The following is a 14,398-nucleotide window of genomic DNA, read 5'->3' on the forward strand; positions in this document are numbered from 1 at the left end:
TCAGTTCGTCCCGGACGCGCCGTCGGTGCCGCCGTCGCTGCCGTTGGTGCCGCTGCCGTTGCCGTTGGTGCTGCCGTTGCTGGAGCCGTTGCCGCCGGCGCGGGCGCCGGTGAACGTGTCGCGGAGCTTGCCGCCGACCGTCGCCGCACCGCCCGCGACATCGCGGATCAGGCCCATCAGCGGGTCCTTGCTCTCCTTCACCGAGGTCGTGTAGTGGTCGGCCGCCGCCCGCCACTGGTCGCCGACCGAGGTGTTCGGGTCGTCGGTGCGGCGCGGGTAGGCGCCGGCCAGGATGGAGCGGTAGTCGTCGCTCTCGGCCCACTTCTTCAGCTGGGCGACCCGGACCACCGCGAACGGGTGGCTCTGCGGCAGCACCTGCAGCAGCTTGAGCACGCCGTCGCGCAGGTCGCCGGCCTTCTCGTACTCCTCGGCCTGCTCCAGGAAGGCGTCCACGTTCATCTCGGCCAGGTTGTGACCGCCGGCCAGCTTCATCAGCGCCCGCATCGAGGCCTGGAGGTCCTGCCCGGCGAGCAGGCCGGCCCGGTCGCTGGAGAGCTCGGCCTTGCGGAACCACTCCTTGAGCGCGGTGACGATCGCCATGATCGCCAGATTGCCGAGCGGCACCCAGGCGATCCGGGCGGCGATGTTGGTGAGGATCATCAGCATGGTCCGGTAGACCGCGTGGCCGGACATCGCGTGACCGACCTCGTGGCCGATCACCGAGCGGAGCTCCTCCTCGTCCAGCAGCTCGACCAGGCCGCTGGTGACCACGATCACCGGCGTGTCGATGCCGATGCAGAACGCGTTGACCGTCGGGTCCTGGCTGACGTAGAGGTCCGGCACCTTGTCGAGGTCGAGTACGTAGGCGGCGTCGCGCACCATGCCGTGCAGCTCGGGGAACTGCCGCTCGGAGGTCTTCACGGCGGTGGCCAGGAACATCAGCCGGATCGAGCGCTCGGAGACCAGGCCGGCGAGCTTCTTCAGGACGTCGTCGAAGCCGGTGAGCTTGCGCAGCGCGACGAGCGCGGAACGGTCCGCCGGGTGCTCCCAGGCCCGGGTGGAGATCTCCGGGAAGCGCTGACGGCGCCGGCTCGGGGTCTTCGCGATCGGGTCGGTCATGGTGTGAGTACCTCCTGTCGACGGCGGCCCCGGCACCCGGCCGGCCCCCGCTGGTCCTTCGCCTGTAACGACTGTCTGTGCAACGTCCGTGGTTGCGTACTCGTCCCCGCGGCCACCCTACGTGTCGCCGGGAGCCCCGTCCGGGGCCGCCCCGGGAGCCCCCGGAGGGGAGCCTGTCCCGGCGACCCGGTGGGTGGGTCGAGCCGCCCGGGAGCCTGTCCGGGTGGCCGTCGGTGCGGCGCGGACGGTGTCCGCGGGGGCGGTGGGCGGCCCCGGTGTGAGGGCGGTTTACCCTGAATGCCCGGGGAAAGCCGGGCCACCTCCGGCCGCGGCACCGAGCAGTCCGAGGAGCCCGCCGATGTCCACCGCCGCCCTTGTCAGCCTGGCCGCCCCGATCTCCGGGGAGGACGGCCCCGGGCTCTTCCTGCGGATCATCCTGATCGCCTCCTTCGTCGGCGTCGGCCTGCTCGCCTGGATCCTGCTGCGGGCCGGCCGCAACAACTGACCGACCCCGCGGCGGGGCGTCGCCGACCGAGGGCTCACGCCGGTTCAGACGTGGTGGGCCGCCGAGCGGTTGCCTCGTAACCCCCCGTACGATGACGGGTGGGCTCTCACCGGCCCGCACGATACCCCTGTCCGTCATCCGAGCCGAGAAGGTCCCGCCGACCATGAGCACTGCCGCCGCACTCCCTGTCCTGAACCTTCTCGCCAGCGAGGGCGAGGGGGGCAACCACGACAGCCTCAACCCGTACCTCACGGGTGGCGCCGCGTTCTTCGTCCTTCTGCTGCTGCTCTTCATCACCACCCGCTTCAACCGGGACCGCTGACCCGGGCGGCGCCGACCCGAGCGGTGCCGAGGCGCCGACCCGGGCGGTGCCGGCCCGCACGACGGTGACCCGAACGACGGTGGCCGGCCGACGGTGGCCCGGGGTGCGCGACTGCCCCCGGGACGCCCGGCACCCGGCCGTTCCCGCACCGTAACGGGCGTCGCGTAAGGTGTGGCGCCATGGGAGAGCAGACCGGGAGTCCCGGTGTACCGGCGCCGGCGAAGCGTCGTCTCGGCGTCATGGGCGGCACCTTCGACCCGATCCACCACGGGCACCTGGTCGCGGCCAGTGAGGTCGCCAGCGCGTTCCACCTGGACGAGGTGATCTTCGTTCCGACCGGGCAGCCCTGGCAGAAGAGCGACCGCGAGGTCACCCCGGCCGAGGACCGCTACCTGATGACGGTCATCGCCACCGCGGAGAACCCGCAGTTCTCGGTCAGCCGGATCGACATCGACCGCGAGGGACCGACCTACACCGTCGACACCCTGCGCGACCTGCGGGCGCTGCACCCGGACGCCGACCTCTTCTTCATCACCGGCGCCGACGCGCTCGCCCAGATCCTCTCCTGGCGCGACTCCGAGGAACTCTTCTCGCTCGCCCACTTCATCGGCTGCACCCGGCCGGGGCACACTCTGACGGACGCCGGGCTTCCGGTGGGCGGGGTCTCCCTGGTCGAGGTCCCGGCGCTGGCCATCTCCTCCACGGACTGCCGCGACCGGGTCGCCAAGGGCGAGCCGGTCTGGTACCTCGTCCCGGACGGCGTGGTCCGCTACATCGACAAGCGGGCGCTCTACGCGCCGCACCGGACCTGATCCCGGAGGGGCCGACGGATGAGCGAGCGCAGGGGACCGCAGGGGCAGCAGCCCGGGCAGCCGGACGACTGGCCGACCGGGCAGTACCCGCCGTACCAGCAGCAGGGCGGCTACGAGCAGCAGCAGTACGACCAGTACGAGCAGCAGCCCGGGATCTACGAGCCGTCGGGGCAGTACGAGCAGCACCAGCAGTACGACCAGTACGGGCAGCAGCCCGCCCAGGGGTACCAGCAGCAGGGCGGCTACGGCTACCAGGACCAGTACCAGCAGCAGGGCTACCAGCAGGGTTACGGCCAGGGCTACGAGCAGGGCTACGAACAGCCGCCGGAGCAGCCCGGCCAGTACGGGCAGCAGCCCGCCCAGGGGTACCAGCAGCAGGGCGGGTACGGCTACCAGGACCAGTACCAGCAGCAGGGCTACCAGCCCTACGAGCAGCCGCAGGCGCCCGCGCAGCCGCAGTCCCCGGTCCAGGGCCCGGACCGGTCGCAGTCCCCGGCGCAGGCGTACACGACCGCCGCGATGCCGGTCGTCGCCGCGCCGGAGCCGGCCGCGACCGCGCCCGCCGCCCCGGTGACCCCGCGCGGCCGGGTGCCGCGTCCCGCCGCGGCCGCCGAGCCGGCCGCGGCCGCCCGCCCCGAACCGCCGTCCGAGCAGGTCGGCGGCTCCCGCGCGACCCGGTCCAGGACCTCGGGCGGCTCCGAGGACGACTACGCCACCGGCGAGTTCACCTTCGTCGACGAGGAGGAGGCGGAGTCCGAGGACGTCATCGACTGGCTCAAGTTCGCCGAGTCCCGCAGCGAGGTGCGCGCCGAGCGCCGCCGCAGGCTCCGCAACCGGCTGATCGGCCTCGTCGCCGTGGCCGCGGTGGCCGGCGCCGGAGCCGGCGGCTACCTCTGGTTCACCCGGGACAAGGGCGGCTCCGCCACCGCCGCCGCCGGGCCGCGCCAGGTCAACGTCGTCCACCTGCGCGACCTCCAGGGCAAGGTCTCCAGCGCGCTGCTGGTCAACGACAGCGCCGGCAAGAAGGGCACCGTGCTGCTCCTGCCGGACACCCTGCGACTGCCCGGCCCCGGCGACCCGCCGGTCACCACCGTCGGCCAGGCCATGGACTCCCTCGGCGCCTCCGGCACCCGGGACGGCCTGACCACCGTGCTCGGCGCCCCCGTCGCCGGCACCTGGCGCCTCGACACCCCCTACCTGGAACTGCTGGTCACCCAGCTCGGCGGTGTCCGGGTGGACACCGACGCCGAGGTCCACGAGGGCGGCCGGCCCGACGGCAAGGTGCTCGCCGCCGCGGGCAAGAACACCCTGCTCGGCGGGAAGGCCGCGGTCGGCTACGCCACCCTCCAGAACGCCGGCGAGAGCCGCGACGCCCAGCTCGCCCGCTTCGGCCAGGTGATGGACGCGGTGGTGCGCACGATGCCGGTCGTGTTCAAGGACGCCAAGGACGACGTGCACCGGATGAACGCCGTGCTCGACCCCTCCCTGCCCGAGGACGCGCTCGCCGGGGTGCTCGCCCAGCTCGCCCAGCAGTCGAAGGACGGGCAGTTCGGCACCGCCACGCTGACCGTCAAGCCGGACGGCTCGCTGGACGAGGCCACCGCCGGCAAGCAGGTCAAGGACGTGCTCGGCGGCACCGTGAAGTCCGCGACCAACGCCGACGCGCCCGCCCGGGTCTCGGTCCAGGACGCCTCCGGCAACGACCTGGCGGCGCCCGCCGCCCAGGTCCAGGTGGTCAACGCGGGCCTCACCTTCGTCCCCGGCGGGGCCAAGAGCGCGCCGCAGGCCACCAGTGAGATCCGCTACACCGACGACGCCCGGCAGGCCGCCGCGAAGTCCCTGGCGACCAGCCTCAACCTGCCGGAGACGGCGGTGAAGAAGGTCGCCGACGCCCAGAACGCCGACCTGGTCGTGGTGCTCGGCAAGGACTACGCGCCGCCGAAGGCACCGTAGCCCCGGCCGTCGGACGGGGCGCCCGCACGGCTGTGCGGCCCGCGCCCCGTCGGCCCCCGGCCGGGCGGTCCCGGAAAACCGTTCCGGGGCCGCCGGGGCGGCGTGAGATCCTGGAAGGCGATCCCCGCGCCCCGCGCGCCGGGCGACCCCAAGCAGCCGAGCCGGAAGTACATCGTGACCGCCACTGAGCACAGCCAGGAACTCATCAACGTCGCCGCCCAGGCGGCGGCCGACAAGCTGGCCCACAACATCGTCGCGTTCGACGTCAGCGAGGTGCTGTCGATCACCGACGCCTTCCTGATCGCCTCCGCGAGCAACGACCGCCAGGTCCGTTCGATCGCCGAGGAGATCGAGGACCAGCTGCGCGAGAAGCTGGACATCAAGCCGGTGCGCCGCGAGGGCGAGCGCGAGGGCCGCTGGGTCCTGCTCGACTACCTCGACATCGTCGTGCACGTCCAGCACTCCGAGGAGCGCTCCTTCTACTCGCTGGACCGCCTCTGGAAGGACTGCCCCGAGCTGCCGCTGCCGGAGGACGCCATCGCCTCCCGCAACCGCCCCGACGCCCACACCGACGCGGCCGGCAACGCCCTGGCCCCGGCCGAGCAGGCCCCGGCGGACGACTTCGGCGCCGAGGACTACAGCTGAGCCGGGAGGCGCGAGGTCCGCGCATCGTCTTCTGGCGGCACGGCCAGACCTCCTGGAACCTCGAATCGCGCTTCCAGGGCACCACGGACATCGAGCTGACCGAGGAGGGCGTGCTGCAGGCGCGGCGGGCCGCCCGGCTGCTCTCCGGCCTGCGTCCGGACCTGCTGGTCTCCTCCGACCTCTCGCGCGCCCGCCGCACCGCCGACGAGCTGGCCGAGGTGACCGGCCTGGACGTGCAGCACCACGAGGGCCTGCGCGAGACCTATGCCGGTTCCTGGCAGGGGCTGACCAACGCGGAGATCCGCGAGCGGTTCCCGGAGGAGTTCGCGGCCTGGACGCAGGGCGAACCCGTCCGGCGCGGCGGCGGCGAGCTCGCGACCGAGGTCGCGGACCGCGCGGTGCCGGTGGTGCTCGACGCGGTCGGCAAGCTGCCCGAGAACGGCACCCTGGTGGTGGTCAGCCACGGCGGGACCATCCGCACCGTGCTGGGGCGGATGCTCGGCCTGGAGCCGCAGCTGTGGGAGTGCTTCGGCGGGCTGTCGAACTGCTGCTGGTCCGTGCTGGGCCTCGGCGCGCGGGGCTGGCGGCTGCTGGAGCACAATGCCGGCACGCTGCCGCAGCCGGTCATCGGCGACGACACCTGAGCGGTCCGGACACCGTCCGGACGGTGTCCGGGTGGTGCCCGGGCACGGTCGGGACGGTGTCCGGGCGATGTCCGCAGCGGTGTCCGCAGCGGTGTGTCCGGTGAGGGTGCGAACGAGGGTGCGGAGCGGGTGCGGGGCGGAGCCGGGAAGGGCGGATTTCGCAGTTCCGGGTCCGACCGGTTAGAGTTTTCCTCGTTCGCACGGAGGGAACGCGGCCCGGAAGGGAAGCGGGAGATCCGGACGACGAGGGGCTGTAGCTCAGTTGGTAGAGCGCTTGCATGGCATGCAAGAGGTCCGGGGTTCAATTCCCCGTAGCTCCACTCCGCACCCGGAGTCCCCTCAGGAGATCGTTTCCTCTCGGAGCACTGTGTGTCGCGGGGCTGTAGCTCAGTTGGTAGAGCGCTTGCATGGCATGCAAGAGGTCCGGGGTTCAATTCCCCGTAGCTCCACAGACGAACGGAAGGCCGTCACCCCCGGGTGGCGGCCTTCGGTCGTTCCCGGGGGCGGTCCAGGTGCGGTTCAGCCGACGGGCCCGGTCCAGTCACCGCGTCCGGTTCAGCCGACGGGCCCGGTGAACCGGTGGCCGCACGGGGCGGTCCAGCCGCCCGGAGGCAGCGTCGACAGCCGCTCGACCCGGTCCCGGTCCTGGGGACCCTCCGGCGTGTAGACCGCCACGTACGCCTCCGGCACCCCCGGGATCGTCAGGTACGTCGCGTTCAGCCGCATCACCCCCACCTGCGGATGCCGGAACACCTTCAGGGCCGTCCGCCGCGTCGACACCTCCTGCCTCGCCCACAGCTCCCGGAACTCGGCGCTCGCCCGCAGCAGTGACCGCACGTACTCCTCCCAGAGCGGCTCCCCGACGTGCTTGCCGTACGCGCCGCGCAGCACCGCGACCATCTGCGGCAGCTGCTCGGCCCGGTTCAGGAAGGGATTGCAGCACTCCGGGCTGGTGACCGTGCACCAGAGGCTGTTGAACCAGCCGTCGCCCGTGCGGGGCCGACTGGTGGCGAACAGCGCCTCGTAGGCGGAGTTCCAGGCCAGGACGTCGAACCGGCTGTTGGAGACGGCGGCCGGCAGCGGCGCCAGCGCGTCCAGGATCACCTGGGTCGACGGGTCCAGCACCGGCGGGTCCGGGTGCGCCGACGGGCGGACCGCCACCCCGGCCAGCCGGAACAGGTGCTCGCGCCCGGTCGCGTCCAGCAGCAGCACCCGGGCCACCGCCGTCAGCACCTGCGCGCTGGCGTTGATCGGACGCCCCTGCTCGAGCCAGGTGTACCAGGTCACCCCGACACCGGCGAGCTGGGCGACCTCCTCGCGGCGCAGCCCGGGCGTGCGGCGGCGCAGGCCGGGCGGCAGGCCGACGTCCTCGGGGGAGACCCGGGCGCGGCAGGCGCGCAGGTACTCGGCCAGCTCGGTGCGGCGCCGGTCGCGCCCGTCACGCTGGTCGCGCCCGTCGGGTCGGGCGGGGGTGGCGGGGGCGGACGGGACGGTGCCGGCTGTGTCCACGACGGTCATACCCGCCATGGTGCCGCAGCCCGGTGGGGCGCAACAGGTGCTGCCAGTACCAGGATCCGCAGGCTCTAACCACTGGTACCAGGATCCGGCGAGGCTCGATCCATGACCGATCTCCAGACCCGACGCGGCCCGGTCCGGACCGCTGCGCCGACCGGCGCGGCCGGTGCCGGGACCGTCCCCGCCCCTGCCCCGATCCCTGTCGCCAGGCCCGGACTGCTGCTCGCGCTCGTCCTCGGCGGCCAGTTCATGGCCGTGCTCGACACCGCCATCGTCAATGTCGCCGTGCCGACCGTACGCACCGACCTGCACGCCTCCGGCGCGGCCCTCCAGTTCGTGGTGGCCGGCTACACCATCGCCTACGCGGTGCTGCTCATCACAGGTGCCCGGCTCGGTGCCCGGTACGGCTACAGTCGGCTCTTCCAGTCCGGCCTGGCCGTCTTCACCGCTGCCTCGCTGGCCTGCGGGCTCGCCCCCGCCACCGGCTGGCTGATCGGCTTCCGGCTGCTCCAGGGCGCCGGGGCGGCCCTGATGGTCCCCCAGGTGATGAGCATCATCCAGCGGACCTTCACCGGCCGGGCCCGGCTCCGGGCGCTCGGGCTCTACTCGGCCGTGCTGGCCGGCGGTATCGCCGCCGGCCAGGTGCTCGGCGGTCTGCTGGTCAGCGCGGACCTGTTCGGCTCCGGCTGGCGCCCGGTGTTCCTGGTGAACCTGCCGATCGGCCTGGTGCTGCTCGCCGCCGGGGCCAGGCTGCTGCCCGACCTGCCCGGCGACCGGGAGCGCGGCTTCGACCTGCCCGGACTGCTGGTGCTCGGCGCCGCCCTCGGCCTGCTGGTGGTCCCGCTGGTGCTCGGTCACGAACTCGGCTGGCCGCTCTGGGGCTGGGTGCTGCTCGGCGCGAGCGCGGCGATGTTCGCCCTGTTCGCGGTCGTCGAGCGGCGGGTCGCGCGGCGCGGCGGACAGCCGCTGGTCAACGGACGCGTCCTCGGTGCGGCCGGTCTGCTGCCGGCCGTCGGCGCGCTGCTCATGATCATGCTGGCCTTCGCGGGTTTCATGTTCTCCTTCGCCCTGCACCAGCAGGCCGGGCTCGGCGCGAGCGCCCTGCGGGCCGGGCTCTGCTCCGCGCCGATCGCGGTCGGCTTCGGCGCCGCCAGCCTGTACTGGCAGCGGCTGCCCCGGCGCCTGCACGGCGTCCTGCCCACCCTCGGCACCGGACTGCTCGCCGTCGGCTACCTGGTGCTCGGCCGGATGCTGGGCGACGGGGCCGGGATCGGCGCGGCGCCGCTGCTGCTGACCGCCGTCCTCGGGCTGCTCGCGGGCTGCGCCTACGCGCCGCTGTTCGGCCGGGCGCTCGCCCGGGTGGCCCCCGCCGACGCGGCGGACGCGAGCGGGCTGGTGGTCACCGCCGTCCAGCTCGGGCAGGTGATCGGGATCGCGCTGCTCGGCTCGGTGTTCCTCGGCGCGGTCGACCTGCCGACGTCCGCCCGGGGGTCCGGGCACGCGCTGCTGGTGACCACGCTCGCCATCGGCGGGGTCGTCGCGCTCGCGGCCGGCTTCGCCGCCCGGGCCGGGCGGCAGGAGAGGCGCGAGGCCGAGCGGCAGGAGAGGCGCGAGGCCGAGCGGGAGCCGGAGGGGACGAGGGCGGTGGGGGAGGCGGAGTAGGGCGGGCGTCCGCGCGGGGCTCGGGTCGTGCTCGGGGGGCGTCCGCGCGGGGCTCGGTCCGCGCTCGCGGGGGCGTCCGCGCGGGCCCGCGGGAACGGATTCGTGGAGCACCCCCCGGACCGTGTAAAGTAAGTGATGTCGCCGAGGGAAACGGAACGAAACCCCCGGTGACATCGCAGGTCGAGGGGCTGTAGCTCAGTTGGTAGAGCGCTTGCATGGCATGCAAGAGGTCCGGGGTTCAATTCCCCGTAGCTCCACAGGAATCGAAGGCCGTCTCCCGGAAACGGGGGGCGGCCTTCGGCGTTCCCGGAGCACCCGCCGGGGCCTCGGCTGTGCCGTCGGGGCCCGGCGCCCGTTCGCCACCTGTGGAGCGTTGCGGCGACCGGTGCGAGGGCCGGTGCGAGGGCCGGTGCGGCGACCGGTTTCGGCGACCTCCTGACGACGCCCCCGGGCGGACCGCTACCGTCGGAGCCATGGCCGATCTGGAGCGCAGACGCAACGAGGAACTCGCCCGGATACTCCACCAGCTCGGCTGGAGCCCGGAGCGGCTCGCCCGCGAGGTCAACCTCACCCTCCCGGCCCGGCTCGGGATCAGCTCCACCGCCCCCTACAAGTGGCGCGACCGGGGCATGGTCCCGCGCAGCCCCCACGACCAGGCCGTCTGCGAGGTGTTCAGCCGCACCCTCGGCATCGCCGTCACCTACGAGCAGCTCTGGGGTCGGATGGGCGGCCACCGCGGTGCCAAGATCCTCTCTCCGCGTCTGCTGACCGACCCGTGGACGGCCGACACCGCCCAGACCGCGCTGCGCGAGACCGCCGCGGACGCCGGACCGGTCCGCCTCACCGACCTCTTCCGCGGCGCCGACCTCGCCGAGGCCGCCCGTCGGCTCACCACCCCGCCGCCGGCCCTCGGCGGCGACGGCGCACTGCGCGTCGACCCCGCACTGGTCGGTGAGCTCGCCGCCGCCCACCGCAGCAAGCAGCGGCTGGAACGGTCCTGCGGCGGCGGACTCGTCCTCGGCCCCGCCCGTGCCGAACTGGCCATGGCCACCAAGTTGTTGGAGCTCGGCGCGTACGACGAACCGCTCGGCCGGGCGCTGTACGGCGCGGCCGGCCGTCTCGCCTGCCTCGCCGCCTGGGCCGCGTACGACCTCGGCCACGACGCCACCGCCCAGCGGGCGTTCGCGGCGGCGCTGCGCGCCGCACACCTCAGTGGCGAGCGGCGGGCCGGGGTGGCCGTGCTCGGCGGCCTCGTCGTGCTGGCCACCGGGAGCGCGGGCGGGCGGGGGCTGGACGCCGTGACGGTGCTGGCCGAGGCGGTGGAGGCGGCCGGCGACGCGCTCGGCCCGGCCGACCGGGCACTGCAGCTCGGCCGGATCGCCCGCGCGCACGGGCGGCTCGGGGACGCCGCCGGGCTGGCGGAGGCGGCCGGGCGGGCGTTCGCGGAGCTGGACGGGGAGGTCCCCGGCGGCGCGGCCGCGGAGGCACGGGCGGATCTCGCCGGGATGGTGGGGGAGGGGCATCTCTTCCTCGGCGGGCACCGGCGGGCCCAGGAGCTGCTGGCGGAGGCGGTGGCGGGGCTCGGCCCGGGGCGGGCCAGGGCGCGGGCGCTGCTGATGGTGCGGCTGGCCGAGTCGCAGCGGCTGGCCGGCGCCGCGGCCGAGGCGGTGCGGACGGCGGACCGGGCGCGGGCGCTCGCCGCCGGGATGCAGTCGGAGCGGGTGGCGCGGGCGCTGCGCGGGATCGACGCGGCGTTCCGCTCGGCGGAGTCGGAGTCGGAGTCGGAGTCGGCGGAGTCGGCGGCGGTGTGGGAGTCGGTGTCGGCGGTGTCGGCGGCGGGGGAGTCGGTGGGGGAGCCGGCGGGCCCGGCCGTGGTCGTGGCGGCGGTGGCCGGACCGGGGGCTGCCGGGGCGGAGGGTGCCGGCTCCGCGGGCGCCGCGGTGGAGGTGCCCGCGGGGACCGGAGCCTGACGGGCGAGCCCGTGGTCTCCCCCGGAGGCGCCCGACCCCTTGCGGTACCCTGAGCCCATGCGAACCGCGCGCCTGCTCCTTAGTCGGCCGCGCTGACCAGGACCGGCCGCGCCCCAGGGCGGAGCCGGAGTCGGCGTGGCACCCCCTCCTGCGAGGGGCTTTTTTGTTTTCCGCCCGGCTCACCGCCCGGCACCGTCCGGGCCCCGGTCCGGACACCCCGCCCCGTCGCCGGCCCAGAACGCCGGTTCGCCAACTGACATCGATGGAGCTTTAAGGACCATGAGCGAGACGACCCCTGCGTCCGGCGCGGCCGACACCGCGACCGCGCCGTTCCGGTACAGCGCCGCCCTGGCGGCGGAGATCGAGTCCCGCTGGCAGGACATCTGGGAGAAGGAGGGCACGTTCCACGCCCCCAACCCGGCCGGCGACCTGGCTGATCCCGCCGCCGCCGACGTCGCCGCGAAGCCGCACAGCTTCATCATGGACATGTTCCCGTACCCGTCGGGTGCGGGCCTGCACGTCGGCCACCCGCTGGGCTACATCGCCACCGACGTGTTCGCCCGCTACCAGCGGATGAACGGCTTCAACGTGCTGCACACCCTGGGCTACGACTCGTTCGGCCTGCCCGCCGAGCAGTACGCCGTGCAGACCGGCACCCACCCGCGGGTGTCCACCGAGGCGAACATCGCCAACATGCGCCACCAGCTGCGGCGGCTGGGCCTGGGCCACGACCCGCGCCGTTCGATCGCCACGATCGACCCGGAGTACTACCGCTGGACGCAGTGGATCTTCCTGCAGATCTTCAACTCCTGGTACGACGAGCAGGCCCACCGGGCCCGCCCGATCGCCGAGCTGGTCGCCGCGTTCGCCGACGGCACCCGTGAGGTCCCCGGCGGCCGCGACTGGGCCGCGCTGAGCGGCGCCGAGCGCGAGGAGGTGCTGGGCGAGTACCGGCTGGCCTACGCCAAGGAGGTGCCGGTCAACTGGTGCCCCGGCCTGGGCACCGTGCTGTCCAACGAGGAGGTCACCGCCGACGGTCGCTCCGAGCGCGGCAACTTCCCCGTCTTCAAGTCCAACCTGCGCCAGTGGATGATGCGGATCACCGCCTACTCCGACCGGCTGATCTCCGACCTGGACCTGCTGGACTGGCCCGAGGCGATCAAGCTGCAGCAGCGCAACTGGATCGGCCGCTCCGAGGGCGCCCGGGTCGACTTCGCCGTCGGCGAGCGGAAGATCACCGTCTTCACCACCCGCCCCGACACCCTGTTCGGCGCCACCTACATGGTGCTGGCCCCCGAGCACGACCTGGTCGACACGATCGTGCCCGCCGCCTGGCCCGAGGGCACCCCCGAGGCCTGGACCGGTGGCGCCGCCACCCCCGCCGAGGCCGTCACCGCCTACCGTGCCGCCGCGGCCGCCAAGTCCGACGTCGAGCGCCAGGTCGAGGCGAAGGTCAAGACCGGTGTCTTCACCGGCGCCCACGCCGTCAACCCCGTCAGCGGCGAGCCCGTCCCGGTCTTCATCGCCGACTACGTCCTGATGGGCTACGGCACCGGCGCCATCATGGCCGTCCCCGCCCACGACCACCGCGACTTCGCCTTCGCGCGCGCCTTCGGACTGCCGATGCGCTGCGTCGTCGAGCCCACCGACGGGCGCGACGAGAACCCGGCCGGCTGGGACGACGCCTTCGACACCTACGACTCCGTCATCGTCAACTCGGCCCACACCGAGGGCACCGAGGACGGCATCTCGCTGAACGGCCTGAGCGTCGTCGACGCCAAGGCCGCCGTCACCGCCTGGCTGACCGCCCGCGGCATCGGCGAGGGCACCGTCAACTATCGCCTGCGCGACTGGCTGTTCAGCCGCCAGCGGTACTGGGGCGAGCCCTTCCCGATCGTCTACGACGAGGACGGCGTCATGCACGCGCTGCCCGAGTCGATGCTGCCCGTCGAGGTCCCGCAGGTCGACGACTACTCGCCGCACACCTACGACCCGTTCGACTCCACCTCCACGCCGAAGACCCCGCTGTCCCGCAACGAGGACTGGGTCAACGTCGAACTGGACCTGGGCGACGGCGTGAAGACGTACCGCCGCGAGACCAACACCATGCCCAACTGGGCCGGCTCCTGCTGGTACGAGCTGCGCTACATCGACCCGTCCAACCGCGAGCGGGTCGTCGACCCCGCCAACGAGCAGTACTGGCTGGGCCCCACCGAGCAGAAGCCCGGCGGCGGCGCCGACCTGTACGTCGGCGGTGCCGAGCACGCCGTCCTGCACCTGCTGTACGCCCGCTTCTGGCACAAGGTGCTGCACGACCTGGGGCACGTCTCCTCCGTCGAGCCGTTCCACAAGCTGTTCAACCAGGGCATGATCACCGCCGACGTCTACCGCGACGAGCGCGGCTTCCCGGTGCCCGCCGCCGAGATCGAGGAGCGCGACGGCCAGTACTTCTGGCAGGGCGAGCCGGTCAAGCGCGAGGCCGGCAAGATGGGCAAGTCCCTGAAGAACGCCGTCGCCCCCGACGAGATCGCCGACGAGTACGGTGCCGACACGCTGCGCCTGTACGAGATGTCGATGGGCCCGCTGGACGTCTCCCGTCCGTGGGACACCCGCGCCGTCGTCGGCTCCTACCGCTTCCTGCAGCGGCTGTGGCGCAACATCGTCTCCGAGACGAGCGGCGAGCTGGTCGTGACGGACGAGGAGCCGGACGAGGCGACGCTGCGCGCCCTGCACAAGGCCGTCGACGGCGTCCGCGCCGACATGGCCGGGCTGCGCTTCAACACCGCGGTGGCCAAGGCGATCGAGCTGAACAACTACCTGGTCAAGCGTGGCTCCACGCCGCGTTCGGTGGCCGAGCAGGTGGTCCTGATGGTCGCGCCGCTGGCCCCGCACATCGCCGAGGAGCTGTGGCGCCGACTGGGTCACGGCGACTCGCTGGCGCACACCGACTACCCGGTGGCCGACCCGGCGTACGTCGTCGACGAGTCGGTGACCTGCGTCGTCCAGATCAAGGGCAAGGTCAAGGCGCGGCTGGAGGTCGCTCCGTCGATCTCGGACGCCGAGCTGGAGGCGCTGGCGCTGGCCGATCCGGCGGTCGTCGCGGCGATCGGCGGGGCCGAGGTGCGCAAGGTGATCGCGCGGGCGCCGAAGCTGGTCAACATCGTCACCGGCTGAGGCTGAGGCTGAGGCTGATCCGTCCGGCGGGGCGGGCGTTCCTTCGGGGGCGCCCGCCCCGCGGCGTTCCAGGGGTG

11 protein-coding genes and 3 tRNA genes are annotated in these 14,398 nt (G+C 73.6%); 12 read left to right on the forward strand and 2 right to left on the reverse strand.

What is annotated here, in order from left to right; genetic code table 11:
* The gene (locus tag ACIPYS_RS00430) at window positions 1-1,119 is read right to left on the reverse strand and encodes a M48 family metallopeptidase (RefSeq protein ID WP_400741437.1); all 1,119 of its coding nucleotides are present in this window, start codon (window positions 1,117-1,119) and stop codon (window positions 1-3) included.
* 358 nt (window positions 1,120-1,477) lie between these two features.
* Between ACIPYS_RS00430 and ACIPYS_RS00435 the strand changes: the two genes are divergently transcribed.
* From ACIPYS_RS00435 to ACIPYS_RS00470, 8 genes are all read left to right on the forward strand, one after another.
* A complete protein-coding gene (locus ACIPYS_RS00435) occupies window positions 1,478-1,624 on the forward strand; it encodes a hypothetical protein (RefSeq protein ID WP_173862123.1) in 147 nt (48 codons plus the stop codon).
* A 163-nt stretch (window positions 1,625-1,787) separates the two neighbouring features.
* Complete coding sequence (locus ACIPYS_RS00440; RefSeq protein ID WP_173862125.1) at window positions 1,788-1,946, forward strand: hypothetical protein; 159 nt, start codon at window positions 1,788-1,790, stop codon at window positions 1,944-1,946.
* 179 nt (window positions 1,947-2,125) lie between these two features.
* Complete coding sequence (gene nadD / locus ACIPYS_RS00445; protein ID WP_093862077.1) at window positions 2,126-2,758, forward strand: nicotinate-nucleotide adenylyltransferase; 633 nt, start codon at window positions 2,126-2,128, stop codon at window positions 2,756-2,758.
* An 18-nt stretch (window positions 2,759-2,776) separates the two neighbouring features.
* The gene (locus tag ACIPYS_RS00450; protein ID WP_400741442.1) at window positions 2,777-4,711 is read left to right on the forward strand and encodes an LCP family protein; all 1,935 of its coding nucleotides are present in this window, start codon (window positions 2,777-2,779) and stop codon (window positions 4,709-4,711) included.
* Between the two features lie 174 nt (window positions 4,712-4,885).
* Entirely contained in the window at window positions 4,886-5,356 is a 471-nt protein-coding gene (gene rsfS / locus ACIPYS_RS00455) for a ribosome silencing factor (protein WP_030397436.1), read from the forward strand.
* A complete protein-coding gene (locus ACIPYS_RS00460; RefSeq protein WP_093862079.1) occupies window positions 5,353-6,000 on the forward strand; it encodes a histidine phosphatase family protein in 648 nt (215 codons plus the stop codon). Before rsfS ends, ACIPYS_RS00460 begins: the two co-directional genes overlap by 4 nt.
* Window positions 6,001-6,247: 247 nt before the next feature.
* Window positions 6,248-6,320 (forward strand) — tRNA-Ala (locus ACIPYS_RS00465).
* Between the two features lie 56 nt (window positions 6,321-6,376).
* Window positions 6,377-6,449, forward strand: a tRNA-Ala gene (locus ACIPYS_RS00470).
* Window positions 6,450-6,555: 106 nt separating this feature from the next.
* On the opposite strand, the gene ACIPYS_RS00475 is transcribed toward ACIPYS_RS00470, so the two are convergent.
* Window positions 6,556-7,518 carry a helix-turn-helix transcriptional regulator gene (locus ACIPYS_RS00475; protein ID WP_093862080.1) on the reverse strand — a complete coding sequence of 321 codons (963 nt, stop codon included), beginning with the start codon at window positions 7,516-7,518 and terminating at the stop codon, window positions 6,556-6,558.
* Between the two features lie 102 nt (window positions 7,519-7,620).
* On the opposite strand from ACIPYS_RS00475, the gene ACIPYS_RS00480 reads away from it, so the two are divergent.
* The 4 genes from ACIPYS_RS00480 to leuS all read left to right on the forward strand — a co-directional run bounded on the left by ACIPYS_RS00480 (window position 7,621) and on the right by leuS (window position 14,321).
* Window positions 7,621-9,177: an MFS transporter gene (locus ACIPYS_RS00480; protein ID WP_400741447.1), complete on the forward strand. Its 1,557-nt coding sequence runs from the start codon at window positions 7,621-7,623 to the stop codon at window positions 9,175-9,177.
* A 184-nt stretch (window positions 9,178-9,361) separates the two neighbouring features.
* Window positions 9,362-9,434: transfer RNA gene (locus ACIPYS_RS00485), tRNA-Ala, on the forward strand.
* A gap of 216 nt (window positions 9,435-9,650) precedes the next feature.
* A complete protein-coding gene (locus ACIPYS_RS00490) occupies window positions 9,651-11,147 on the forward strand; it encodes a hypothetical protein (RefSeq protein ID WP_400741450.1) in 1,497 nt (498 codons plus the stop codon).
* 279 nt (window positions 11,148-11,426) lie between these two features.
* A complete protein-coding gene (gene leuS / locus ACIPYS_RS00495) occupies window positions 11,427-14,321 on the forward strand; it encodes a leucine--tRNA ligase (protein ID WP_400741452.1) in 2,895 nt (964 codons plus the stop codon).
* Window positions 14,322-14,398 lie beyond the last annotated feature (77 nt).

Origin of the sequence: Kitasatospora sp. NPDC089913, from assembly GCF_044748625.1 — a bacterium.
Taxonomy (GTDB): Bacteria; Actinomycetota; Actinomycetes; order Streptomycetales; family Streptomycetaceae; genus Kitasatospora.

What these genes read in the sequence shown, in the direction of transcription:
- ACIPYS_RS00475 (WP_093862080.1), bottom strand. Translation starts at nt 7,518, where the DNA reads ATGACCGTCGTGGACACAGCCGGCACCGTCCCGTCCGCCCCCGCCACC.
- ACIPYS_RS00490 (WP_400741450.1), top strand. Translation starts at nt 9,651, where the DNA reads ATGGCCGATCTGGAGCGCAGACGCAACGAGGAACTCGCCCGGATACTC.
- ACIPYS_RS00430 (WP_400741437.1), bottom strand. Translation starts at nt 1,119, where the DNA reads ATGACCGACCCGATCGCGAAGACCCCGAGCCGGCGCCGTCAGCGCTTC.
- leuS (WP_400741452.1), top strand. Translation starts at nt 11,427, where the DNA reads ATGAGCGAGACGACCCCTGCGTCCGGCGCGGCCGACACCGCGACCGCG.
- ACIPYS_RS00440 (WP_173862125.1), top strand. Translation starts at nt 1,788, where the DNA reads ATGAGCACTGCCGCCGCACTCCCTGTCCTGAACCTTCTCGCCAGCGAG.
- ACIPYS_RS00480 (WP_400741447.1), top strand. Translation starts at nt 7,621, where the DNA reads ATGACCGATCTCCAGACCCGACGCGGCCCGGTCCGGACCGCTGCGCCG.
- ACIPYS_RS00450 (WP_400741442.1), top strand. Translation starts at nt 2,777, where the DNA reads ATGAGCGAGCGCAGGGGACCGCAGGGGCAGCAGCCCGGGCAGCCGGAC.
- nadD (WP_093862077.1), top strand. Translation starts at nt 2,126, where the DNA reads ATGGGAGAGCAGACCGGGAGTCCCGGTGTACCGGCGCCGGCGAAGCGT.
- ACIPYS_RS00435 (WP_173862123.1), top strand. Translation starts at nt 1,478, where the DNA reads ATGTCCACCGCCGCCCTTGTCAGCCTGGCCGCCCCGATCTCCGGGGAG.